18 protein-coding genes and 1 pseudogene are annotated in these 24,295 nt (G+C 70.3%); 10 read left to right on the top strand and 9 right to left on the bottom strand.

From position 1 onward, the window contains the following. Positions 1-72: 72 nt before the first annotated feature. The 6 genes from QSK05_RS17965 (at position 73) to QSK05_RS17940 (ending at position 7,797) form a co-directional block, all read left to right on the top strand. Entirely contained in the window at positions 73-642 is a 570-nt protein-coding gene (locus QSK05_RS17965) for a DUF3000 domain-containing protein (RefSeq protein WP_285598782.1), read from the top strand. A 224-nt stretch (positions 643-866) separates the two neighbouring features. Further along, the gene (locus QSK05_RS17960; RefSeq protein ID WP_214155468.1) at positions 867-1,466 is read left to right on the top strand and encodes a response regulator transcription factor; all 600 of its coding nucleotides are present in this window, start codon (positions 867-869) and stop codon (positions 1,464-1,466) included. Between the two features lie 472 nt (positions 1,467-1,938). Then, positions 1,939-3,147: an HRDC domain-containing protein gene (locus QSK05_RS17955; RefSeq protein WP_352301878.1), complete on the top strand. Its 1,209-nt coding sequence runs from the start codon at positions 1,939-1,941 to the stop codon at positions 3,145-3,147. Between the two features lie 253 nt (positions 3,148-3,400). Then, positions 3,401-4,618 (top strand): thiolase family protein, encoded by a 1,218-nt coding sequence (locus QSK05_RS17950; protein ID WP_285598387.1) that lies wholly within the window; start codon positions 3,401-3,403, stop codon positions 4,616-4,618. Continuing rightward, a complete protein-coding gene (locus tag QSK05_RS17945; protein ID WP_285598386.1) occupies positions 4,615-6,738 on the top strand; it encodes a 3-hydroxyacyl-CoA dehydrogenase NAD-binding domain-containing protein in 2,124 nt (707 codons plus the stop codon). Before QSK05_RS17950 ends, QSK05_RS17945 begins: the two co-directional genes overlap by 4 nt. Before the next feature lie 240 nt (positions 6,739-6,978). Continuing rightward, on the top strand, positions 6,979-7,797 hold the full coding sequence (locus QSK05_RS17940; protein WP_285598385.1) for a hypothetical protein: 819 nt from the start codon (positions 6,979-6,981) through the stop codon (positions 7,795-7,797). A gap of 131 nt (positions 7,798-7,928) precedes the next feature. On the opposite strand, the gene dxs is transcribed toward QSK05_RS17940, so the two are convergent. The 9 genes from dxs to QSK05_RS17895 form a co-directional block, all read right to left on the bottom strand. Continuing rightward, positions 7,929-9,833, bottom strand: coding sequence for a 1-deoxy-D-xylulose-5-phosphate synthase (gene dxs / locus QSK05_RS17935; RefSeq protein ID WP_285598384.1), 1,905 nt, complete (start codon positions 9,831-9,833; stop codon positions 7,929-7,931). 202 nt (positions 9,834-10,035) lie between these two features. Next, positions 10,036-10,401, bottom strand: coding sequence for a hypothetical protein (locus QSK05_RS17930; protein WP_285598383.1), 366 nt, complete (start codon positions 10,399-10,401; stop codon positions 10,036-10,038). Next, complete coding sequence (locus tag QSK05_RS17925) at positions 10,398-11,603, bottom strand: ROK family protein (RefSeq protein ID WP_285598382.1); 1,206 nt, start codon at positions 11,601-11,603, stop codon at positions 10,398-10,400. The genes QSK05_RS17930 and QSK05_RS17925 overlap by 4 nt, the downstream gene beginning before the upstream one ends. Next, positions 11,600-12,862: a sugar ABC transporter permease gene (locus tag QSK05_RS17920; protein ID WP_285598381.1), complete on the bottom strand. Its 1,263-nt coding sequence runs from the start codon at positions 12,860-12,862 to the stop codon at positions 11,600-11,602. The genes QSK05_RS17925 and QSK05_RS17920 overlap by 4 nt, the downstream gene beginning before the upstream one ends. Further along, entirely contained in the window at positions 12,859-13,662 is an 804-nt protein-coding gene (locus tag QSK05_RS17915; protein WP_285598380.1) for an ATP-binding cassette domain-containing protein, read from the bottom strand. Before QSK05_RS17915 ends, QSK05_RS17920 begins: the two co-directional genes overlap by 4 nt. 82 nt (positions 13,663-13,744) lie before the next feature. Then, entirely contained in the window at positions 13,745-14,866 is a 1,122-nt protein-coding gene (locus tag QSK05_RS17910; RefSeq protein ID WP_285598379.1) for a sugar ABC transporter substrate-binding protein, read from the bottom strand. Between the two features lie 393 nt (positions 14,867-15,259). Next, positions 15,260-18,040 (bottom strand): aconitate hydratase AcnA, encoded by a 2,781-nt coding sequence (gene acnA, locus QSK05_RS17905; RefSeq protein WP_285598378.1) that lies wholly within the window; start codon positions 18,038-18,040, stop codon positions 15,260-15,262. A 213-nt stretch (positions 18,041-18,253) separates the two neighbouring features. Continuing rightward, positions 18,254-19,771, bottom strand: coding sequence for a class I SAM-dependent RNA methyltransferase (locus tag QSK05_RS17900; protein ID WP_285598377.1), 1,518 nt, complete (start codon positions 19,769-19,771; stop codon positions 18,254-18,256). Next, entirely contained in the window at positions 19,764-21,818 is a 2,055-nt protein-coding gene (locus QSK05_RS17895) for an APC family permease (RefSeq protein ID WP_285598376.1), read from the bottom strand. The genes QSK05_RS17900 and QSK05_RS17895 overlap by 8 nt, the downstream gene beginning before the upstream one ends. Before the next feature lie 191 nt (positions 21,819-22,009). Here QSK05_RS17895 and QSK05_RS17890 point away from each other — a divergent pair, with 191 nt between their 5' ends. The 4 genes and pseudogenes from QSK05_RS17890 (at position 22,010) to QSK05_RS17875 (ending at position 24,156) form a co-directional block, all read left to right on the top strand. Further along, a complete protein-coding gene (locus QSK05_RS17890; protein ID WP_285598375.1) occupies positions 22,010-22,678 on the top strand; it encodes a potassium channel family protein in 669 nt (222 codons plus the stop codon). After that, the gene (locus tag QSK05_RS17885) at positions 22,678-23,340 is read left to right on the top strand and encodes a potassium channel family protein (protein ID WP_285598374.1); all 663 of its coding nucleotides are present in this window, start codon (positions 22,678-22,680) and stop codon (positions 23,338-23,340) included. The genes QSK05_RS17890 and QSK05_RS17885 overlap by 1 nt, the downstream gene beginning before the upstream one ends. After that, positions 23,337-23,630: pseudogene (locus QSK05_RS36390) on the top strand (GNAT family N-acetyltransferase); the annotation flags it as partial. The gene QSK05_RS17885 and the pseudogene QSK05_RS36390, both read left to right, overlap by 4 nt. Positions 23,631-23,775: 145 nt before the next feature. Then, complete coding sequence (locus QSK05_RS17875) at positions 23,776-24,156, top strand: GNAT family N-acetyltransferase (protein WP_285598372.1); 381 nt, start codon at positions 23,776-23,778, stop codon at positions 24,154-24,156. Positions 24,157-24,295: the final 139 nt, after the last annotated feature.

Genomic DNA, 24,295 nt, shown 5'->3' with positions numbered 1-24,295 from the left:
GCCGGCCCCGGGATTGGGCGCGTCGTCCCCGATAGTGGCGATCCGTCACCGTACGCTGCGAGCGTGGCTGCCATGAGGATGTCCGACGAAGCCCCCGAGGATTTCCTCGACGTGGTCTCGCGGTTGCGCGCCGCCAAGCTGCGCCCGGAAGTAGTGGTGGAAGAGGTTCCCGCACCCCAGCGGATCGCACCCTTCGCCCTGGCGCTCTCGGCGGACGTGGTCTCCGAGGACGACGAGGACCTGGCCACCGGACGGTTCGTCCTGCTGCACGACCCGTCGTCGCCGGAACCCTGGGAGGGCCCCTACCGCGTGGTCAGTTTCATCCGCGCGGCACTGGAGAGCGACCTGGCCACCGACCCGCTGATGGGCCAGGTCGGCTGGGCCTGGCTGCAGGAGTCACTGTCCGCCGCCGGTGCCGAGCACCGGGCCTCCGGCGGCACGATCACCCGCGTGGTGTCGGAGTCGTTCGGCGCGCTGGCCGGGCAGACCCCCACGGTCGACATCGAACTGCGGGCCTCCTGGACCCCGGTCGACGACGTTGTGGTGCACCTCACCGCCTGGTCGGAACTGCTCTGCACGGTAGGTGGCCTCCCACCCCTGACCCCGGGCGTGACCACCCTCCCCCGCAAGCGCAAGGCCTGACCCATCCCATCCCAGCCCCGGCCCACCTCCGCCCCTTTCTCTTCCGTGATCATGGACAGGGGCGAACGCCGCCACCGCGAGAACTAGCCGTACGGGCTCTGGACGGTGCACACCGGCGGGTCCGGCCGTTCTCAAGTCGACACCGGGCGGTGCCGACCCTCTTGGGGAGCATTCACTCCGGCAGCTGATGTCCAGCCTGGCCGGGCCAACCCTGGGAGGCTGAGGTGACCACACTCGTGGAGCGAACTGGAGTGGCGGTGCCGCGGCCGGGCCGGTTCGCCGCGATGGTCGTGGTCAACAGTCCTGCCGTGCGCGAGACCGTGGCGCACACGTTGCGGGCCATGGGCGCCCGTCACGTTCTCGAGATCAGCACCGTCGCGGAGGCCCGTCAGCGCGCCGCCGCCGGCATCGCCGACCTGGTGGTGGCCGAGGCCGGCCTGCCCGACGGCTCCGGCATCGCTCTCGTGCGGGAACTGCGCCAGGCCGGCTGGCAGCGCGGCATGGTGGTCGCGACCAGCGACGACCCGTACAGCGTGCGCGCCGCCGTGGGTGCCGGCATCCGTTGCTATGTGGTCTCCGCCGCGGGCACCGGCACACCGCGTCCATCGGCCGACCGCGGCGAGGGCGTCGACTCGCTCTCGGCCCGCGAGATCCAGGTGCTCCAGCTGGTCGCGGAGGGCAAGTCGAACAAGGACATCGGCGTGGCCCTGGGCCTGTCGGCCCTGACCGTGAAGAGCCACCTGGCCCGGATCGCCCGCAAACTCGGTACCGGTGACCGTGCGGAGATGGTGGCGACCTCGCTGCGCTCCGGCGTCATCGCCTGACCCGGCCGCCTCCGGCCACTCGCTGTCACCCACTGAGGTGCCCCGGGCGCCGGAAGGACAACCTCGTCATCAATTTCGGCTTCCGCGAGAAAAGGCTCGATTTCTGCGCCTTGATCGGGTGATATGGGGACAGCAACGCCGGACGGGGCGGGAGAGTGACACGGGTCACGCTCTGGCAACGGCCCGGCGCTGCCCCGGACACGGACCCCGATCGGTGGCACCCTGACAAGGTCGGTCGGACTCCCGTCCGGCCTGCGTGGCAGGGCCCAGACGGCCCCATCCGTCACTGGCGAGTCGCATCGCACACTGCACGTGACGCAGTAGAACAGGCGACACCGGCAGGCGGCAGGCTACGGTGGGGTTTGTGTCGATTGACGAAGGGAGGAGCGATTCATTGACCCCGGACGGCGCCCCGGCAGCCGGTAGCCCCGACAGCGAGCGTGCGGCAGAGCGCGTGCTGGAGCGTCTCGACATGCCCCGGGACGGTGTTCCGCCGGTTGTCAGCGACATCGCGACCCTGAACCAGGTCATCGACGCTTTCGCGTCCGGTACCGGTCCGGTGGCGGTGGATGCCGAGCGAGCCTCCGGCCATCGGTACGGCCAGCGCGCCTTCCTGGTGCAGCTGCGGCGCGAGGGCGCGGGAACCGCGCTCATCGACCCGGTGGCCCTGCCCGACCTGAGTGGGCTGAACGCCGCGATCGTCGACGCCGAATGGGTGTTGCACGCGGCTTCCCAAGATCTGCCCTGCCTCTACGACGTGGGCCTGCGCCCCCGCCTGATCTTCGACACCGAGCTCGGTGCCCGCCTGGCCGGCTACCCCCGGGTGGGCCTGGCCGCGATGGTCGAGGAGATGCTCGGCCTGAGCCTGGCCAAGGAACACTCGGCCGTCGACTGGAGCACCCGCCCCCTGCCCGAGCCCTGGCTGCGCTACGCCGCGCTCGACGTGGAGGTGCTGGTCGACCTGCGCGACGCCGTCTGCGCCGAGCTGACCCGCCAGAACAAGCTGGACTGGGCGATGGAGGAGTTCGCGGCCGTCGCCGCCACCCCGCCGCCGGCCCCGCGCGTCGACCCCTGGCGCCGTACGTCGGGCATGCACCGGGTGCGGGACCGCCGGCGCCTGGCCGCCGTGCGCGAGCTCTGGCAGACCCGTGACGCGATCGCCCGCCAGCGCGACCTCTCCCCCGGCCGGGTGCTCGGCGACGCCGCGATCATCGAGGCCGCCCTGGCCATGCCCACGACGCAGAGCGGCCTGATCGCCCTGCCCGCCTTCAACGGTCGCGGTGCCCGCCGCTACGCCCGTCAGTGGACCGAGGCCGTGACCCACGCCAAGTCCCTGGCCGACTCCGACCTGCCGCCGCAGCACCTTCCCAGCGAGGGCCCGCCCCCGCCGCGGGTGTGGGCCGAGCGCGACGCCGCCGCGGCCGCACGGCTGGCGGCCTGCCGGGCCTCGATGAGCGAGCTGGCCGGTGAGCTGGGCATGCCGGTGGAGAACCTGATCTCGCCCGACACCGTGCGGCGCCTGAGCTGGACGCCGCCCCCGGAGATCACCCCGGGCGCGGTGCGCGCCCGCCTGGAGACCGCCGGCGCCCGCGCCTGGCAGATCGGCCTGATCACCGACCGCCTGGTCCAGGCCCTGCAGACACCGGCCCCGGAACCCACCGAGGACTCCCCCGAGGCGTAACTCCCGGGCGCCCACGGGCGTCCTCGATTCTCCCGTTCGTGATCATGCGAAGTGTCCCCGGACCGGCGATTCGGTCTGGGGACACTTGGCATGATCACGAACGGGTGGGCGCGTAACGTCTCCCCCTACGGGGCAATCTCTTCACAACGGGTGACGGAGAGGTTTCACGCCTACTGTTACTAGCGAGTAGCATCCAGGTGGTTACGCCAACGCCGGCGGCAGCTGAGCCGGCTCATGATTCTGGGGAGGTCACGTGCCCGGCACTTCCAGAGATGTCGTCTTCGTCGACGGCGTCCGCACCCCTTTCGGCAAGGCCGGTGAAAAGGGGATCTACGCCCAGACCCGCGCCGACGACCTGGTCGTGCGCTGCATCCGGGAACTACTGAGAAGACATCCCGAACTGCCCCCGGAGAAGGTCGACGAGGTGGCCGTCGCGGCCACCACGCAGACCGGTGACCAGGGGCTGACCATCGGCCGCACCGCGGCGCTGCTGTCCGGGCTGCCCAAGAGCGTGCCCGGCTACGCGATCGACCGGATGTGCGCGGGGGCCATGACCGCCGTCACCACCTCCGCCTCGGGCATCGCCTTCGGCGCGTACGACGTGGTGATCGCGGGTGGGGTGGAGCACATGGGGCACCACCCGATGGGCGAGGGCGTCGACCCGAACCCGCGTTTCCTGTCGGAGAAGATCGTCGACCCGGCCTCGCTGGTGATGGGTGAGACGGCGGAGAACCTGCACGACCGGTTCCCGCACCTGAGCAAGGAGCGCGCCGACGCGTTCGCCGCGGCCAGCCAGGCCAAGGTGCAGGCGGCGTACGAGGCCGGGCGGATCCAGCGCGACCTGGTGCCGATGGCCACCCGCAGCGCCGAACAGGGCTGGGGCCTGGCCGTGGCCGACGAGCCACCGCGTCCGGGCACCACCGTCGAGGGACTCGCGAGCCTCAAGACGCCGTTCCGCCCGCACGGGCGCATCACCGCGGGCAACGCGGCCGGCCTGAACGACGGCGCCACGGCCTGCCTGCTGGCCGACGCCGAGACCGCGGCCGAGCTGGGCCTGCCGGTGAAGATGCGACTGGTGAGCTACGGGTTCAAGGGCGTCGAGCCCGAGGTGATGGGGTACGGCCCGGTGCCGGCCACCGAAAGAGCCCTGAAGCTGGCCGGTCTCACGATCGACGACATCGGCCTGTTCGAGATCAACGAGGCCTTCGCGGTCCAGGTACTGAGTTTCCTCGACTTCTACGGCATCAAGGACGACGACCCGCGGGTCAACCCGGACGGCGGCGCGATCGCCCTGGGCCACCCGCTCGCGGCCTCCGGCGTGCGGCTGATGACGCAGCTGGCCAGGCATTTCGAGGATCATCCGGAGGTGCGGTACGGCCTCACCACGATGTGCATCGGGATCGGCATGGGTGGTTCGGTGATCTGGGAGAACCCGCACCACTCCGATTACGGCAAGGGGGCCGCGGCGTGACCACTCTTCGCGAAAAGGCCGAGGCGGCAACCCCGGACGAGGTGGTGACGCAGGCGCTGGCCCGCGACATCAGCCTGCCCGGCGACGCCGGCACCCTCGTCCTCATCACGCTCGACAACGGACTCGACCACACGCGTCCCACCTCGTTCGGGTTGCGGGGGCTGCGCAGCCTCGAGGAAGCCCTCACGACCGTCGCCTCCAGAGCCGGGAACGGCGAGATCGTGGCGGTAGCCGTCACCGGCAAGCCGTTCTTCCTGGCCGCCGGCGCCGACCTGAACCTGATGAAAGGCTCCGGGTCACGCGACGAGGCCCTGATGGTGGCCCGGCTCGGGCACGACGTGTTCCGTCGCCTGGGCGAACTGCCGGTCCCTTCGTTCGCCTTCGTGAACGGCGCGGCGCTGGGCGGTGGGCTGGAGATCGCCCTGCACTGCACCTACCGCACGATCTCGGGCGGCGTGCCGGCCATCGCCCTGCCGGAGTGCTTCCTCGGGCTGATCCCGGGCTGGGGCGGCACCTACCTGCTGCCGAACCTGATCGGCCCGGCGGCCGCGCTCGAGGTGATCATCAAGAACCCGCTCAGTAACAACCGCATGCTGAACGGGCCCAAGGCTTACAAGGCCGGGATCGCCGACGCGATCTTCGAGCCCGCCGACTTCCTGGAGCAGTCGCTGTTCTGGGCGTCGGCGGTGCTGCGGGGTGAGATCGCGGTTGTTCGAGAGCCTCTGGACCGTTCCGAGGAGACCTGGACCGCGGCCTGTGACGAGGCCAGGGCGTTCGCCGACTCCAAGATCGGCGGTGCGGCCCCCGCGCCGTACCGGGCGATCGAGCTGGTCGCCGGGGCCCGCACCGGGAGCCGCGACGAGGCCTTCGCGGCCGAGGACGAGGCGCTGGCCGACATGGCCACCAGCCCGGAGCTGCGGGCCGGCCTGTACGCGTTCGACCTGGTGAACAAGCGCGCCAAGCGGCCTTTCGGGGCCCCGGACAAGTCGCTGGCCCGCAAGGTCGGGTCGGTCGGCGTGGTCGGCGCCGGGTTGATGGCCAGCCAGCTCGCGTTGCTGTTCGTGCGCCGGCTGAAGGTGCCCGTCACCCTCACCGACCTCGACCAGGCCCGCGTCGACCAAGGCGTGAAGTACGTCCACGACGAGATCGACAAGCTGCTGCTGAAGGGCCGCCTGAGCCCCGACGCGGGCAACCGGCTGAAGGCCCTGGTGCGGGGCAGCACCGACAAGGCCGCGTTCGCCGGGGCCGACGTGGTGATCGAGGCGGTGTTCGAGGATCTCGCCGTGAAGAAGCAGGTACTCGCCGAGCTCGAGGCCGTGGTACCCGATACCTGTGTGCTGCTCACCAACACCTCGTCCCTGTCGGTGTCGGACATGGCCGCCGACCTCGAGCACCCCGAGCGGGTGGCGGGCTTCCACTTCTTCAACCCGGTCTCGGTGCTGCCGCTGGTCGAGGTGGTGAAGGCGAGCAAGACCGACGACGCCACGCTGGCCACGGTGTTCCAGCTCGGCAAGGCCCTGAAGAAGACCTGCGTGCTGGCCGAGGACGCCCCGGCGTTCATCGTCAACCGGCTGCTGACCCGGATGATGGGCGAGGTGGTCACGGCCGTCGACGAGGGCAGCGACCTGCACGTGGCCGACGACGCCCTGGCCCCGCTCGGCCTGCCGATGTCGCCGTTCCTGCTGCTCAACCTGGTGGGCCCGGCGATCGCCCTGCACGTGTCACAGACCCTGCACGGCGCCTTCCCCGACCGGTTCGGGGTGTCGGAGAACCTCGGCCGGCTGGTCGCGGCGGGCAAGCCGGCGATCTGGTCCTACGACGCTTCCGGACAGCCTTGGGTGGACGAGGAGACGGCCGCGCTGTTCGAGACCGGTTCGCGGGCCTCGAGCGGGGAGGAGATCCGCGAGCGCACCCTGGTCGCGATCACCCAGGAGATCGGGCTCATGCTCGACGAGGGCGTGGTCCGGCACCCGCAGGACCTCGACCTGTGCATGATCATGGGCGCCGGCTGGCCGTTCCACCTGGGCGGCATCACGCCGTACCTGGACCGCGAGGGCTACAGCGAGCGGGTGCTGGGCCGGCGCTTCCTGCCGGCGGGCGAGTCGACGCTGCCGGTCTAGGCCCGCTGGGCCGCCCTCCTCCGTTCGTGATCAGGCAAAGTGTCCCCGGAGTTCTAGAACGCTGGGGACACTTTGCCTGATCACGGTTGAGGGGATGCACGACAGGGGACGCACGGTCGGTCACCTTGGGTGTGCGGTTGGTGAGGATTCCCCGGCGGATGGGTACACAGCGTTTACGATTGGGCCTCAGACCGGGCTCTGGTGGCTTCAAAGGCACTCTCCGCTATTACGGTGGGCTTCATGCCCGACGTCATCGGAACAGACGGAACCTCGCTGCGCCGCTGCGTACTCGCCGTGAGCGTCATCGACGACATTGACCTGACCCCCGGCAACGACGGGGTGTTCGTGCCCGACGCCGACGGCGTGCTGGTCACCTGGTCGATGATTCGCCAGGTCATCGGCGGCCAGGCCCCCGAGGGGGCGACCGCCCGGCATCGCGTGGCCGCCCTGCTGCGGTTGCACCGGGTCGCCGCCGATCTGGGGGCCGACGCCCCGGCCGCCTTCCGCGACGCCCTGCGCCTGATCGCCCTGCCGCCCGGCCATGTCGACCACCTGGGCCCGGACTGGGCGGTGCAGGCACTGCCCGGCGGCGCCCTGGAACTCGGGTACGGCGTCTACGGCCTGCTCGACGAGCCCGACCGGTGCGTGCCGCTCGCGCCGTCCCTGGCCGAGCGGGTCGAGGTCTCGGGCCGTGAGACCTGGGCCTCCCTGCGCGAGTACACCGAGCGCATGGGTGCTCTCGCGGCGGCCCGGCTCTCGCGGGACGGTCGCCAGGGGGTGATCCGCCCGGTCGGCGGCTGTGACGTGCTGGCCCTGCTGACCTCCCGCACCCTGCGCCGGCACCTGGCCGAGGGCGACGGGGTGGGTATGCGGGCCGTGGCCTCCCCCACCCGCCAGCGGGCCTGGTACGACCTGCGGCACATGGACCCGGGTTTCGTGCAGGCCGCCTGGCACCTCACCGACGAGCCCGACCGGGGCCTGGAGATTCCCCTGCTGGTGACGGCGGACGAGGTGGCGGTGCCCAGACAGCACCGCCGGGGCCGGCACGCGTCCCTGTAGGGAAGCCCCCTCCTCCGCGAATCTCCCTTGCCGTGATCATGCAAAACCTCCCCGGCGTTCTAGAACTCTTGGCTTTACAGTTCTAGAACTCCGGGGAGGTTTTGCATGATCACGAGGGATTTTGGGCGTGCTCAGGCGCGGGGGACGTCTTCCATGGCTGTCTCGGACTGCCGGGAGAAGTGCTCCACGACCTCGCGGGAGACCTCCTGCGCGGTGAGGCCGACCTGCTCGAGCACCTGGGCGCGGCTGGCGTGGTCGAGGAACTCCTGCGGAATGCCGAAACTGCGCACCGCGGTGGGCACCCGGGCCTGGGCGAGCGCGGCGGCGACCTGGGCCCCGATCCCTCCGGCCACCCCGTTGTCCTCCACCACGACCACCAGCTGGTGACGCGCAGCCAGGGCAGGCAGTGCCTCGTCGACCGGCACCACCCAGCGCGGGTCGACCACGGTGACGCCGATGCCCTGCTGGTTCAGCCCCTCGGCCACGGACAGAGCGAGGGCGGTCATCGAGCCGACGGCCACGACCAGCACATCCTCGTCGCCCTCCCGGTGCAGCAGGTCCATGCCGCCGATCCGTTCGGTGGTGGGCACCTCGTCCACCATTTGACCCTTCTGGAACCGCAGCACCGTCGGGCCGTCCTCGACGGCGACGGCCTCGCGCAGGAGCTCTCGCAGCCGCACGGCGTCGCGCGGGGCAGCGATCCGGATGCCCGGCACCAGGCTCATCAGCGACAGGTCCCACATGCCGTTGTGGCTGGCACCGTCGTCACCGGTGATGCCGGCCCGGTCGAGCACGAAGGTGACGCCCTCGCGGTGCAGCGCGACGTCCATCAGCACCTGGTCGAAGGCGCGGTTGAGGAACGTGGCGTAGACCGCGACGACCGGGTGCAGACCGCCCCGGGCCATACCGGCGGCACTGGTGACGGCGTGCTGCTCGGCGATGCCGACGTCGAAGACCCGCTTCGGGTACTTCTCCGCGAAGCGGTGCAGGCCGACCGGGATGAGCATGGCGGCGGTGATGCCGACCACGTCGGGCCGCTCGTCGGCGATCTGCACGATCTCGTCAGCGAACACGCTGGTCCAGCTCTGGCCGGACTTGCTGCTGACCGGCTTGCCGGTCTCCGGGTCGATGATGCCGATGGCGTGGAACTGGTCGGCCTCGTCGTTACGGGCGGGCGCGTAGCCGCGGCCCTTCTCGGTGATCGCGTGCACGATGACCGGGCCGCCGAACCCCTTGGCCCGCTGCAGGGCGAACTCCATCGCCTCCAGGTCGTGGCCGTCGACCGGGCCGACGTACTTGATGCCGAGATCCTCGAACAGGCCCTGCGGGGCCACGATGTCCTTGATCCCCTTCTTCATGCCGTGCAGCGTGCCGTAGGCCAGCCGGCCCGGCGTGCCCCCGCGCTGCAGCACCGACTTGCCCAGGTCGAGGACCTTCTCGTAGCTGTTCAGGGTGCGCAGCGTGGCCAGCCGCTCGGACAGGCCGCCGATGGTCGGCGCGTAGGAACGCTCGTTGTCGTTCACCACGATCACCAGGTTGCGCTCCTGGCCGACGGCGATGTTGTTCAGCGCCTCCCAGGCCATGCCGCCCGTCAGCGCGCCGTCACCGATGATCGCGACCACGTGCCGGTCGCCGCGGCCGGTCAGCTGGTTGGCCTTGGCCAGGCCGTCGGCCCAGGACAGCGACGAGGAGGCGTGGCTGCTCTCGACGATGTCGTGCCCGGACTCCGCGCGTGAGGGATAGCCGGACAGGCCACCCCGGCGCTTCAGCGCGCTGAAGTCGTGCCGGCCGGTGATCAGCTTGTGCACGTACGACTGGTGCCCGGTGTCGAACACGATCGCATCGCTCGGGGAGTCGAACACCCGGTGCACGGCCATGGTCAGCTCGACGACGCCCAGGTTCGGGCCCAGGTGACCGCCGGTACGGGAGACCTCGCGGATCAGGAACGTCCGGATCTGCTGCGCCAGGTCGGTGAGCTGGGTCGCGTCGAGCGCTCGCAGGTCGTCCGGGCCGTGGATGTCCGTGAGCGCCACCATCGACTACGCATCTCCTCAGCTGCCGGGAATCCAGAACGTGCAGATGGACGGCGAAAACCGCTGACGAGTTCGCCGTCCCGACCACGATTCTAGGGTCGCCCGGCGGGACGCGCTGCGTACCTGTGTCCGTAATGGATTAGATCCACGAAACTTTCGTAATTCAGAGAGATCACATGATTACTCTCCGCACTGATAAGAACACTCACAGGCGCGGAATGTACCTCTCGCCGCGCAGCGCCCGCGCGATCAGCTCGACGCCGCGCGAGGCCGACATCAGCCGGGCCTGCTCGTGCTCGACGGCCTGGATCATGTCTTCCAGCGCGGCCGGCGGGAGGTCGCGAGCCAGGTCGGTGCGGATCCGGCCCAGCCCCCGGGCCAGGGCCTGCCGCTGCGCCCCCACGTGCTGGTAGGCGAGCCAGGCCAGACCGAGGGGCTGACGGCGCAGCACGCCGTAACCGCGGAAGTCGGCGGGGCACAGGTCGAGCAGCCAGGCCGAGGCGGTCTGCTCCCAGTCGGCCGTGTCCGGGGGCCGCACGGCGTCCGGCCAGCCCGGGGGCCGGGGTTTCATGACAGGGCCGCCACCGGGTCGGCGAGGATCGCCTGCCAGGCGTACTCCCCCGCGCCGAGCAGCACCGCGTCGGGGCCGAGCTCGGGCAGCACCAGCCGCACCTGCTCCATCGGTGCCCGCAGGGCGGTCTCCCCGAGCACATCGGTCACCCGGTCCGCCACCAGCGGATAGAGGTCCTGCAGCAGACCGCCGAGCACGACGAGCTGCGGGTTGAACACGTTCACCACATTGCCCAGGCCGATGCCGAGGTAGTCGGCCACCTCGTCCAGCCGGGAGGCCAGCGCCGCACCCCCGGAGCGCAGCAGCACCCCCACCTCACCCTCGTCCGCGTCCTCCCGCAGACCCAGGGCGCGGGCCATCGAACCGGCCCCGATCTCGGTCTCCCAGCACCCCCGCGCACCGCAGCGACACCGCCGGCCACCACGCCGGACCGTGATGTGGCCGAGCTCACCGGCGTAGCCGCCGGATCCGGCCAGCGGCAGGCCGCCGCTGATCACGCCGCACCCGACACCGGTCTCCCCCTCGACGAACACCACGTCGTCGTAACCGCGGGCCACCCCGCGCTGGTGCTCGGCGAGCACGCCCAGGTCACCGTCGTTGGCGAGGCCCACCCGCAGGCCGTCGACACCCTTCTCGGCGAGCGCCTCGTCCAGCAGTTCGCCCAGGGGCTGGTCCGCCCAGCCGAGGTTGGGCGCGAACCTCACGTTGCCGTCCTGCCCCCGCACCACCCCGGGCACCGCGACGCCCAGGGAGAGCACGTGCCGGCCCGCCCGGGGGCCGGACAGCAGCTCGCGGGCCAGGGAGGCGAGCAGCCGGGCCACCGTCCGGGCGGATCCGTCGGAGAACTGCCGGCTGCGCCGGGCCATCACCACGCCGCCCAGACCGATCAGGGCCATCGAGACCCGGCCGATCGCGATGTCCGCGGCCAGCACCTGCACCGTCTCCGGTCGGGTACGCACCACCGCGGACGGCCGGCCGGCCTTGCTCTTGCGGCCGTCGCCGGGTTCCTCCAGCACGGCGCCGAGGGTGGCCAGCTCGGCCACCAGCCCGGCCACCGTGCTGCGATTGAGCCCGGTCAGGTCGGTGAGCCGGGCCCGTCGCATCGGGCCGCCCAGGTGCAGCAGCCGCAGTAACTGCGACAGGTTGTGCCGACGGACGTCCGGGGCCTCCCCCGTCAGGCCGACAGGAAGGCGCGTCGTCACCTGCCGGTCGCGGCTGACCGCCGTCGGGACAGGGCATCGACGCTGGCGGCGAGAAGAAGAACGGCTCCGGTCACGATGAACTGAATACCAGACTTCTGGGTAATCAGTGGAAGGCCGTTCTGGATCACCGCGACCACCAGGCCACCGAGGATGGCGTCGATGATCCGGCCCTTGCCGCCGAACAGCGAGGTACCGCCGATGACCGCGGCACCGACCGCGTACAGCAACGTCGAGGAACCACCGGTGGTGGGCGAGACACCGTTGTTGTACGAGGCGAACAGCACACCGCCGAAGGCGGCGAGGATCGAGCCGATGGCGAAGCAGACGATCTTGATCATCGGCACGTTGATACCCGCGCGCCGGGCGGCCTCGGCGTTGCCGCCGACCGCGTAGACGTGCCGGCCGAACGCGGTGCGGCCCAGCAGGAAGGTCAGCACCAGCAGGAACACCAGGGTGACCGGGACGATCAGCGGCAGGCCCTTGAGCGACTTGATCGCCGGGTTCACCGCCCGTTCCTGGTTGAACAGGATCGTCACCGCGACCATGATCACCGCGAGCGCGCCGATCTTCGCCGCGATCACCGAGGAGCTGATGACGGGCAGGTCGGCCTTGCGGCGGGAGACGGACCCGAACAGCGTGATCGCGGCGTACCCGCCGACCACGAGCACGGTGAGCACCCAGCCCAGGGCCGGACTGAGGTTCTTGTTCATGATCGCGAGGATGGTCTCGTTGGTGAGGCTGATCGTGCCGCCCTCACCGACCACGAGCAGCAGCACACCCTGCAGGGCCAGGAAGAAGGCCAGGGTGACCACGAACGAGGGGATGCTGAGCTGGGCCACCAGGGCGCCCATCACGGTGCCGATGACCAGACCGGTGGCCACGCAGGCGAGCACGGCGACCGGCCAGGCCACGCCGTGGTTGGTCATCAGCACCACGAGCACGGCGGCGCCGACGCCGGAGGTGAAGCCGGCGGCCAGGTCGATCTCGCCCAGCAGCAGGACGAAGATCAGGCCCATCGCGATGAAGATGACCGGGGCGGCCTGGTTGAGCAGGTTCGCGGCGTTACGGGTGGAGGCGAAGCTGTCGGGCCGCATCGCGGAGAAGAAGATCACCAGCGCGACGAACCCGAGAATGGCCGGGAGAGAACCGACGTCGCCGCCACGAAGCTTGTCGATGTACGCCTGGACGGTTCCGCCGATGCTGTCCTCCGGCCGCCGGGGCGCGGACGGCCGGCTCGGGACTGCGGTTCCGGTGGTCATGCGACGGCCTCCTGGGCGAGCGCGGGCGGCAGCCCGAGGTCGCCACTGCGACCGGATGTGATGAGCTCGACGATCTGGGTGGTGCTCGTGGACCTGGCGTCGACCTGGGCGGCGGTGCGGCCCAGGTACAGGGCGCAGACACTGTCGGCGACGCGCAGCACGTCATTCATGTTGTGCGAGATCAGGATCACGGCCAGACCGTTGTCGGCCAGCCGGCGCACCAGCTGCAGCACCTGCTCGGTCTGCGCCACGCCGAGGGCCGCGGTCGGCTCGTCGAGGATCACCAGCTTGCTGTTCCACAGCACGGACTTGGCGATCGCGACGGTCTGCCGCTGACCTCCGGAGAGGCTGGAGACCTTCTGCCGCACCGACTTCAGCGTGCGCACGGACAGGCCGGCCAGGGTCTCCTGGGCCCGTCGCTCCATCGCCGTCTCGTTCAGGGTGAGCCCTGAACGCATCTCCCGGCCGAGGAACATGTTCTGCACCACGTCAAGGTTGTCGCACAGCGCGAGGTCCTGGTAAACGACCTCGATACCCAGCGCCGCGGACTGCTTCGGGTGGTTGACCGTCACGGTCTTCCCCTCGAAACGGTATTCACCGGAGTCAAAAGCGTAAATGCCGGCAATGCCCTTGACGAAGGTGGACTTGCCCGCACCATTGTCACCCACCAGCGCAGTCACCTTGCCCGCCCAGGCGTCCAGGCCGACATCCTTGAGCACGTGCACCGCGCCGAAACTCTTGTTGATTCCCCGCAGGCTGAGTATCGGCTCCCCGCCCGCGTTCTGGGTGTTCTCTGTCATCTGCTCGCTCCTGCCGCAGCCGGGTGATGAAGGCGGGTCCCGGGCCGGATACCCGGCCCGGGAACCCGTGGAACCGAAGACGTCAGGAGACGCCGTACTCCTCGCAGGCCTTCTTCAGCTCATCGGTGGTGCAGAGCTTCTCGGCGGTGGTCTGACCGGCCGAGACCACGTCCATCACCTTGTCCGCGGTGATCGCCTCGGGCACCAGCAGCACCGACTTCACGTCGGTGTTGAGCTTGGTGTCCTTGGTGGTGCCGGTGGCCAGGGCGTCGGCGGCCGCGGTGTCACCCTTGGTCAGCGCCACGGCGAGGTCGGCGGCCGAGACGGCCTCCTGGTTCTTGATGTCCTTGAAGATCGTCACGCACTGCGTGCCGAGCAGCACGCGCTGCAGACCCTCGTCGGTGGCGTCCTGACCGGTGACCGGGATCTTGCCGGCCTCACCGGCGGTGTCCAGACGGGCCACGACCGCACCGGCGAGACCGTCGTTGGCGGCCGCGACGCCGACGAAGTCACCCTTCTGCTGGGTGTAGATCTGCTCGAAGAGCGTGCCGGCCTTCTGGTTGTCCCAGTCCGGCACCGCCTGCGAGTCGGTGACCGTGTAACCGGCGTCGGTGATGACCTTGTCGTAGCCCTGCTTGAACAGGGTGGCGTTGTTGTCGGTCGGTGCGCCGTTGAGCTCGACGACGTTGCCGGTCTTGTCGCCGTTGTCCTGCATGCACTTGACCAGGGCGGTGCCCATGGCGGTGCCGACCGCGACGTTGTCGAACGAGACGTAGTACGAGGCGCCGCCGCCCAGCGTGAGGCGGTCGTAATCGATCACCGGAACGCCTGCGTCCGTGGCCTTCTTGATCGCCGCGGTGCCGCTGGCGTCGTCGAGGCTGTCGATGAGCAGGACCGTCACACCGCTGGAGAGCATGCCCTCGGCGATGGACTGGAACTTGTTCTTGTCGCCGCCGGCGTTCTGGATGTCGTAGTCGACACCGGCCTTCTCGAAGGCGGCCTTGAGGGCGGGACGGTCGATGCTCTCGTAGCGGGCCGAGGACGCGGCATCGGGCAGGATCACGCCGACCTTGCCCGCGGTGGTGGTGCTGTCACTGCCTGAACCACCCGAACCCGACGAGTCCGACGAACCGCCGCCACAGGCCGAGAGGGCCAGGGCGCCGGCGGCGCCGATCGAAAGGGCCGCAAAGAGGTGCTTGCGCATGTGCTGTGGTCCTCCTTCGCACCGGCAACTCTGCCGGTACTAGTTGGGGACCCCGCAGGTCAGCGGGATCCCGACGGCGACTCCTCACGCGTCAGAACCCCATCGTCGGCACTGACGCGAATATGTTGCCGCTCACAACATATGCACGTCGGTCCCCGATGCGCCAGCGCCGGGTGTGGCCTGCGTCATTACAGGTCGGTAACGCCAGAGCCACTGATCGCTCGAAGTCATCTGCGATCGCCACATCGGCAGTCCGGGCGCGGGACTTGCGGCCAAAACACGCGGGGCCCGCCCGGGTTCCCCCACATGGAGGGAACCCGGGCGGGCCCGGTGGCTCTGCGTTACCGAATGTTACTGCACCTTACTGCACGGTCGTACCGTCGTACGAACGACCTATGCCACCAGCGACCGCAGCACGTACTGGAGGATGCCGCCGTTGCGGTAATAGTCGGCCTCACCGGGCGTGTCGATCCGCACGACCGCGTCGAACTCGACCGTGGAGCCGTTCTCCCGGGTGGCGGTGACCTTGACGGTGGACGGGGTGGTGCCGTTGTTCAGCTCGGTCACCCCGGCGATCGCGAAGGTCTCGGTGCCGTCCAGGCCCAGCGAATCGGCGTTCTCCCCGGCCGGGAACTGCAGCGGCAGAACACCCATGCCGATCAGGTTCGAGCGGTGGATGCGCTCGAAGCTCTCGGTGATGACGGCGCGGACACCCAGCAGGCTGGTGCCCTTCGCGGCCCAGTCCCGGCTGGAACCCGAGCCGTACTCCTTGCCCGCCAGCACGACCAGTGGCACCCCGGCGGCCGCGTAGGCCTGGGCCGCGTCGTAGATCGTGGTCTGCTCGCCACCGGCCAGGAAGTTCCGGGTGAAGCCGCCCTCGACGCCGTCCAGGAGCTGGTTGCGCAGCCGGATGTTCGCGAACGTGCCGCGGATCATCACCTCGTGGTTACCGCGACGGGAACCGTAGGAGTTGAAGTCCTTCCGGGCCACACCGTGCTCGGCCAGGTAGATGCCCGCGGGCGAGTCCACCTTGATCGAGCTGGCCGGGCTGATGTGGTCGGTGGTCACCGAGTCACCCAGTTTGGCCAGCACGCGGGCGTTCTCGATGTCCGTCACCGGCGAGGGCGTGCTCTGCATACCCTCGAAGTACGGGGGTTTACGCACGTAGGTCGACTCGGAGTCCCAGGCGAACGTTCCACCCTCGGGCGTGGGCAGCGACTTCCAGCGCTCGTCCCCGGCGAACACGTCGGCGTAGTCACCGACGAACATGTCCTTGGTGATGGAGTTCTCGACCACCGAGGCAACGTCCTGCGCGCTCGGCCAGATGTCGGCCATGAACACGTCTTCACCGTTGCTGCCGGTACCGATCGGGTCGGTCGCCGGGTCCCAGTCCATGGTGCCGGCCAGCGCGTACGCGATCACCAGCGGCGGTGAGGCCAGGTAGTTCATCTTGATGTCCGGGTTGATCCGGCCCTCGAAGTTCCGGTTGCCCGAGAGCACCGAAACCACCGACAGGTCGTTCTCCTGCACCGCGGCCGAGACCTCCTCGGGCAGCGGGCCCGAGTTGCCGATGCAGGTGACGCAGCCGTAGCCGACCAGGTGGTAGCCGAGCTTCTCCAGGTACGGCGTCAGTCCGGCCTTGGCGTAGTAGTCCATGACCACCTTGGACCCCGGCGCCATCGTGGTCTTCACCCACGGCTTCACCGAGAGACCACGCTCCACGGCGTTCTTCGCCAGCAGCGCGGCCGCCACCATGACCGAGGGGTTCGAGGTGTTGGTGCAGGAGGTGATGGCCGCGATGGCCACGTGACCGTGGTCCAGCTCGGTCTTCGTACCGTCGGCCATGGTGATCGGAACCCGCTGGTGCGGGCGGCCGTTCGACTCGTGCGGAGCCTTCGGCTCGTCGGCCGCGTTCGACCCGGAGGCCGTCGGCGAGTCACTGGCCGGGAACGACTCCTCCAGGGCCTCGTCCTGCGGGCCCTCCTGCTTCACGTAGTCGAGAATTGTTCCGCGGAAAGACTTCTTCGCGTGCGACAGCTCGATGCGGTCCTGCGGGCGCTTCGGCCCGGCGATGCTGGGCACCACCGTGGACAGGTCGAGCTCGAGGTACTCGGAGTACTTGGCCTCGGTCGACGGGTCGTGCCACAGACCCTGCTCCTTGGTGTACGCCTCGACCAGCGCCACCTGCTGGTCGCTGCGGCCGGTCAGGCGCAGGTAGTCGAGCGTGACCTCGTCGATCGGGAAGATCGCGCAGGTGGAGCCGAACTCGGGGCTCATGTTGCCGATCGTGGCCCGGTTGGCCAGCGGCACCGCGCCGACACCCTCGCCGTAGAACTCGACGAACTTGCCCACCACGCCGTGCTTGCGCAGCTGCTCGGTGATCGTCAGCACCACGTCGGTGGCGGTCACGCCGGCCGGGATCTCGCCGCTCAGCTTGAAACCGACCACGCGCGGGATCAGCATGCTCACCGGCTGGCCCAGCATCGCGGCCTCGGCCTCGATCCCGCCCACGCCCCAGCCCAGCACACCGATGCCGTTGACCATCGTGGTGTGCGAGTCGGTGCCCACGCAGGTGTCGGGGTAGGCGATACCGTCGCGTTCGAAGATGACCCGGGCCAGGTGCTCGATGTTGACCTGGTGCACGATTCCGGTGCCCGGGGGCACCACCTTGAAGTCGTCGAAGGCGGTCTGCCCCCAGCGCAGGAACTGGTAGCGCTCACCGTTGCGCTGGTACTCCAGGTCGACGTTCCGCTCGAACGCGTCCGGGCGGCCGAACACGTCGGCGATCACCGAGTGGTCGATCACCATCTCGGCCGGGGCCAGCGGGTTGATCTTCGCCGGGTCGCCGCCCAGATCGGCGACAGCCTCACGCATCGTGGCCAGGTCGACGATGCAGGGCACACCGGTGAAGTCCTGCATGATCACGCGGGCCGGGGTGAACTGGATCTCGGTGTCCGGGTTCGCCTTCGGGTCCCAGCCGGCCAGGGCCCGGATGTGGTCCGCGGTGATGTTCGCGCCGTCCTCGGTCCGCAGGAGGTTCTCCAGCAGGACCTTCAGGCTGAACGGCAGCTCGGCGGCGCCGGGCACGGCCGAGAGCCGGAAGATGTCGTAGCTCGCGTCCCCGGCCGAGAGCTCGCCGCGGGCGCCAAAGCTGTCGAGGCTGTCACTGCTCAACGAGAACTCCTTAGATCGTCGTAGATCGTCGTGTCACAGGAACCATACTAAAGTATCTCGACGTCAAGATAGTTAGCCGAGCCTAACTCGAGAGTGCCCCGTCAAGGGCCTGGGTGCAGGTTGACGCGCTGGAGCATTCCGGACCACCCCGGCCACCCCCGTGAGCCGAGGCGCTCCGCGTTCCCTCTCGAACCGAAAAATGGGGGACGCCGGTCAGCTCCGGCGCTCGGGTCGCCGGCCCGGTCGTTCGGGGCGGCGGTTCGGTCGGTCGGGACGGCCCGGGCGCGCCGGTCGCTCGACCGCCACCGGCAGGTCCTTGGCTGCCGGACGCCCACCCTTCGGCACCAGCACGGCCACGCACTCCACGTGATGGGTCATCGGGAACAGGTCGAACGCCCGGATGCCCTGCAGTTCGTACCCGGCAGCGGCGGCCGTGGCCAGGTCCCGGGCGAGCGCGGCCGGGTCGCAGGCCACGTAGACGACCACTCTCGGGGCCAGGGCCACGATCTGGGCGATCACTTCCTTGCCCGCACCCGACCGGGGCGGGTCGAGCACCACGACGTCGGCGCCCCCACGCGCCCCCTGCTCCCCCTCGGGCGCCAAGGGGCCACCCTCGGCGGCCAGGCGGGGCAGCACCCGGGACACCGAACCGGCCTCCACGCGCACCTGCCCGAGGTCGTGCAGTCCGCGGCGGGCGTCGGACGCGGCGCGGGTGTCGCCCTCCACGAGGATCACGCTGCCCGTGACACCGACCTGCTCGGCCAGCCCGGCGGCGAACAGGCCGACACCGCCGTACAGGTCCAGCGTCCGCTCGCCGGGCTGGGCCTGGGCAGCCTCCAGCACGGCATCGAGCAGGGTCTGCGCGGCGGCCGGGTGTACCTGCCAGAAGCCGGTGCCGGTGACCCGGAACGGGCGTACCTCGCCCCCGATCAGCACCTCCTCGGTGACCCAGGTACGACCCTTGACCTGGTGCAGGCCCTCGGCGTCGCGGGTGGCCAGGTTGGTGCCGGCCGGTAGCTTCGGCAGGCGCAGCTTGTCCCCGGCCCGCCCGGCGACCGCCTCGGCCACGACCAGCGGAGTGCCGGTGGTGGGGGCGATCACCTCGACGGCCAGGGTGTTCGGCCAGCGGGCGCCGGTGACGCCGAGCTCAGCGGCGGCCGGGTGCGCGATCAGGCACTCCTTGACCGCGATCACGTCGTGCGAGCGGTGCTTGCGCAGGCCGGGACGGCCCTCGGTGTCGGAGGTGAAGCGCACCCGGGTGCGCCAGCCCAGACCGTCACCCTCCGGCCCCTCGACCACCACGGCGGGCGCCGGGTCGAGCTTGGCGATGCGGCGCAGCTGCTCGGCGACCACGTCACCCTTCATCCGGCGCTGGGCGCCCAGGTCGGCGTGCTGCCAGTCGCAGCCGCCGCACAGACCGGGCCCGGACACCGGGCACGGTGGCGTCACCCGGTCGGGCGAGGGCTCGATCGCCTCGACCGCGTCGGCCCGCCAGAACTTGGCGTCGGCGGCGGACTCGGTCAGCCGGGCCAGCACCACCTCACCAGGTAGCGCGTGGCGCACGAACACCACCCGTCCGTCGTAGCGCGCCACGCAGTGGCCGCCGTGGGCGACCGGACCGATCTCGAGCTGGATCAGCTCGTCGGTGACCAGTCCGGGACCGTTCTGGTCCCGAGTGGTGTCCGGTGTGGCGGGGCGGCGTTCGCCGTCCCCCGTCGGGCCCTCAGGCATCCTGCTCCTTCGTGTTCGGTTCAAGCGGTTCCCCGTGCGGCGGCACCGCGCCCCGGCGCGCGTCGCCGGGTGCGCCCCGGCGCAGTTCTCCCAGCCGGTGCCGCGACGACCTCAGCTGCCACGGCACGCTGGCCACGATCACGCCGGGCATGAAGTGCAGCCCGCCCTTCAGCCGCAGCGCGCTCTGGTTGTGCAGCAACTGCTCCCACCAGCGCCCGACCACGTACTCCGGCACGTAGACGACCACCAGGTCGCGCGGGCTCTCCCGGCGCACGCTGCGCACATAGTTCAGCACCGGCCGGGTGATCTCACGGTACGGCGAGTCCAGGGCCCGCAGTGGCACCGGGATGTCGCGGCGCTCCCAATCGTCCTGCAGCCGCCGGGTCTCGTCCCCGTCGACGTTGACGGTCACCGCCTCCAGCACCGACGGCCGCGAGGCCCGGGCGTAGGCCAGGGCCCGCATGGTCGGCTTGTGCAGCTTGGAGACCAGCACGATGGCGTGCACCCGGGAGGGCAGCATGCGGCCGCGGGCGTCGTCCTCCTCGGCCAGTTCCACGCTCACCGAACGGTAGTGCCGGCGGATCGCGATCATCAGCACGAAGAGCAGGGCCATGAAGATCAGGGCCAGGTAGGCGCCGCGGGTGAATTTGGTGATCAACACCACCACCAGCACGCTGCCGGTGATGGTCAGGCCGATCGTGTTGATCACACGCGACTGCTGCATCTTGCGCCGGGCGGCCGTCTCGGTCTCCTCCCGCAACAGCCGGGTCCAGTGCCGCACCATGCCGATCTGGCTGACCGTGAAGGAGATGAAGACGCCCACGATGTAGAGCTGGATCAGCCGGGTGACCTGTGCGTCGAAGGCCAGGATGAGCAGGCAGGCGCCGACCGCGAGCGCGACGATGCCGTTGCTGTAGGCCAGCCGGTCGCCGCGGGTGTGCAGCTGGCGCGGCAGCAGGTCGTCCTTGGCCAGGATCGAGCCGAGCACCGGGAAGCCGTTGAAGGCGGTGTTCGCGGCCAGGATGAGGATCAGGCCGGTGGCGAACGTGACCAGGTAGAAGGCCGGCGGGAAACCGCCGAAGAGCGCGCCCGCGATCTGCCCGATCACCGGGTCCTGCACGTAGTCCTCGCCGACCGACCGGCCGTCGCGGAACAGCTGCTCGGCCGGGAACTCGGCGAACCGCACGTGCATCAGCCGGGCCAGGACGATCGTCGACATCAGCATGGCCACCGCGATGCCCCCGAGCAGGGCCAGCGTGCTGGCGGCGTTGCGGCTCTTGGGCTTCTTGAACGCGGGCACGCCGTTGCTGATCGCCTCGACCCCGGTGAGCGCGGCGCAGCCGGACGAGAAGGCGCGCAGCAGCAGGAAGCCGCCGCCCAGGCCGACCAGGCCCTGCTCGAACTGGGTCTCGGGCTTCAGGACCAGGTCGGCGCTCTCGGCCAGGGGCAGGTCACCGAGGAAGTAGCGGATGAAGCCCCAGGCGCTCATGCCGAGGATGGCGAACATGAACACGTAGGTGGGGATCGCGAACGCGGTGCCGGACTCCCTCACCCCGCGCAGGTTGATGGTGGTCAGCAGCACGACCACGGCCACCGCGACGAGGGCCTCGTGCCCGCGCAGGAAGGGCAGGGCCGAGGCGGCGTACTGGGCGCCGGAGGAGATCGACACGGCCACGGTGAGCACGTAGTCGACCAGCAGGGCGCTGGCCACGGTGATGCCCGCCATCGGGCCGAGGTTGACCGTGGCCACCTCGTAGTCGCCGCCGCCGGAGGGGTAGGCGTGCACGTTCTGCCGGTAGGAGGCGACCACGATCAGCATGACGAAGACGACGGAGAGCCCGACCCACGGCGAGAGTGCGTAGGACGTCAGCCCGGCGGCCGCGAGCGTGAGCAGGATTTCGTCCGGTGCGTAGGCGACGGACGACAGTGCGTCGGAGGCGAAGACCGGCAGCGCGATCCGTTTGGGCAGAAGAGTTTCGCCCAGACGTTCGCTGCGCACCGGCCGCCCGACGAGCAGCCGTTTGACGGCACCGGGATAGTTGGGCACGACGGGTCATGGTAGGCCTGTTCGCGGTCGGGGCGTCACCGGGTGGGCCGCCTCTGGCGTCCCGCCGCACAGGCTTGACCCGCCTTGACCCGCCCTGGGGCGAAGCCGGGCGCGAGACCGTGTACCTTCGCTGGCGGGCAGCGCCGAGTGGGCTGGCCACGACGAAGGTCATCTGAGAGGGCCGGGCGAACGTGCACTTCGTGATCATGGGCTGCGGCCGGACCGGTTCGACGCTGGCCCAGATGGTCGAGGACCGGGGCCACACCGTCGCGGTGGTGGATCAGAACGCGAACGCCTTCCGCCGCCTGGGGCCGCACTTCGAGGGCCGCCGCGTGGTCGGGCCGGGTTTCGACCGGGACACCCTGACCGAGGCCGGCATCGAGGACGCGTACGCGTTCGCGGCCGTCAGCAACGGTGACAACTCCAACATCCTGGCGGCCCGGGTGGCCCGCGAGACGTTCGGCATCAGCAACGTGGTCGCCCGGATCTACGACCCGGGCCGCGCCGAGGTCTACCAGCGCCTGGGCATACCCACCGTCGCCACGGTGCGCTGGACCGCCGACCAGATGGCCCGCCGTCTGCTGCCGGCCGGCGCGATCTCCGAGTTCCGCGACCCCTCCGGGGCCGTGATCCTCGCCGAGGTGCAGGTGCACACCGGCTGGGTGGGCCGGCGGATGCTCGCGCTGGAGGCTGCCTCCCAGGCCCGCGTGGCCTTCCTCACCCGGCTCGGCGAGGGCCTCGTGCCCGGCGTCGACACTGTTTTCCAGGAGGGCGACCTGGTGCACTTCGTGCTCCGCCACGACCAGCTGGCCTCGGTGGAGCAGCGCATGGCCGCCCCGCCCTCGAAGGATGAGCACTGATGCGGATCGTCATCGTCGGCGCCGGCAGCGTCGGCCGCTCCATCGCGCGGGAACTGCTCACCAACGGGCACCGCGTGCTGCTGATCGACAAGGACCCGAACGCCATCCGGGTCACCAGCGTCCCCGAGGCCGAGTGGCTGCTCGCCGACGCCTGCGAGATCAGCTCGCTGGCCGACGCCGGTCTGGCCGACTGCGACGTGGTGGTGGCCGCCAGCGGTGACGACAAGGCGAACCTGGTGGTCTCGCTGCTGTCGAAGACCGAGTACGGCGTGCCCCGCACCGTGGCCCGGGTCAACACCCCGGCCAACGAGTGGATGTTCGACGAGGCCTGGGGCGTCGACGTGGCCGTGTCCACCCCGCGCATCATGACGGCGCTGGTCGAGGAGGCCGTGTCGATCGGTGAGCTGGTGCGGATCTTCACGTTCCAGCAGGGACAGGCCGCGATGGTCGAGCTCACCCTGCCCGACGCGTCGCCCCTGGCCGGCACCACGGTCGGCGAGATCGCCTGGCCCGACGACACCGTGCTGGTCGGCATCATCCGCGGCGAGCGCCCCATCGCCCCGAGCCGGGACGACGCCCTCGAGGCCGGTGACGAACTGATGTTCATCACGGTGCCCGAGAGCGAGGACGCCCTCCAGGAGCTGCTGAACCCCCGTCAGTGATCCGCCCGCTCACCCCCGCCGACATCCCGGCCGGCCAGGCGCTGGCCACCGCCCACGGCTGGACGGCCGAGGCGCACAAGTGGCGTCTGCTGCTCGAGGTCGGCGACGGTTGCGGCTGGCAGGACGCGGACGGGACCCTGTGCGGCTGTGTCGCGATCACCCGGTTCGGCGGTGTCGCGGTCGTGGGCACGCTGCTGGTCGCCCCCGGCCGGGGCGGGCAGGGCATCGGCGGCGCGTTGATGCGGCACGCGCTGAAGGCGGTCCCCGCCGCGGACAGTGTCTTTCTCCACGCCACGGCCGCGGGGCGGCCGCTCTACGAGAAGCTCGGCTTCCGGTCCGTGGACGAACTGGTGACGTACGCGGGCCCCTGGTCGCCCGCCCGCCAGGGGACGACGGTCAGGGTGACGTCGGTGGACGAGGAGGTCACGGCCCTGGATGCCGAGGCTGTCGGCTACTCCCGTACGGCTCTGCTGCACCGTCTTGCGGCCTTCGCGCAACAGATCCGGGTCGCGCACGACGACGCCCGGCCGGGCCGTCGGCTATGCGGCGGCCTGGGACAACACCGTCTGGACGGCGATCGGTCCGTTGGTGGCACCCGACACTGCCGTCGCCCGGGCCCTGGTGGCCGATCTGGCGCGGTCGGCCCCGGGACCGGTGCGCCTGGACATCCTGGTGAGGACCGACCCTGCGTTGTCCGCGTGGCTGACCGCGAACGGCCTGACCGAGATCATGCGGGCGACCCTGATGGTGCGCGGGGACGACCTGCCCCCGGGCAACGGAAGCTACCTGGCACCCCTCATGCAGTCCCTGGGCTGACCCCCCAGCAAACCCTTGGAGTCAAGTGGTGGTTGCACCATCGGCGAGGAGTAGGTCGTTGAAGACTTCAAGGGGGTTGGCGAAGTCGAGGACCTGTCGGGGCCGGTAGTTCAGGAGATAGGTCGCTTCCTGGAGTTCC

It is taken from the genome of Kineosporia sp. NBRC 101731, assembly GCF_030269305.1.
Classification (GTDB): domain Bacteria; phylum Actinomycetota; class Actinomycetes; order Actinomycetales; family Kineosporiaceae; genus Kineosporia.
This window is presented reverse-complemented; position numbering and strand designations above follow the sequence as displayed.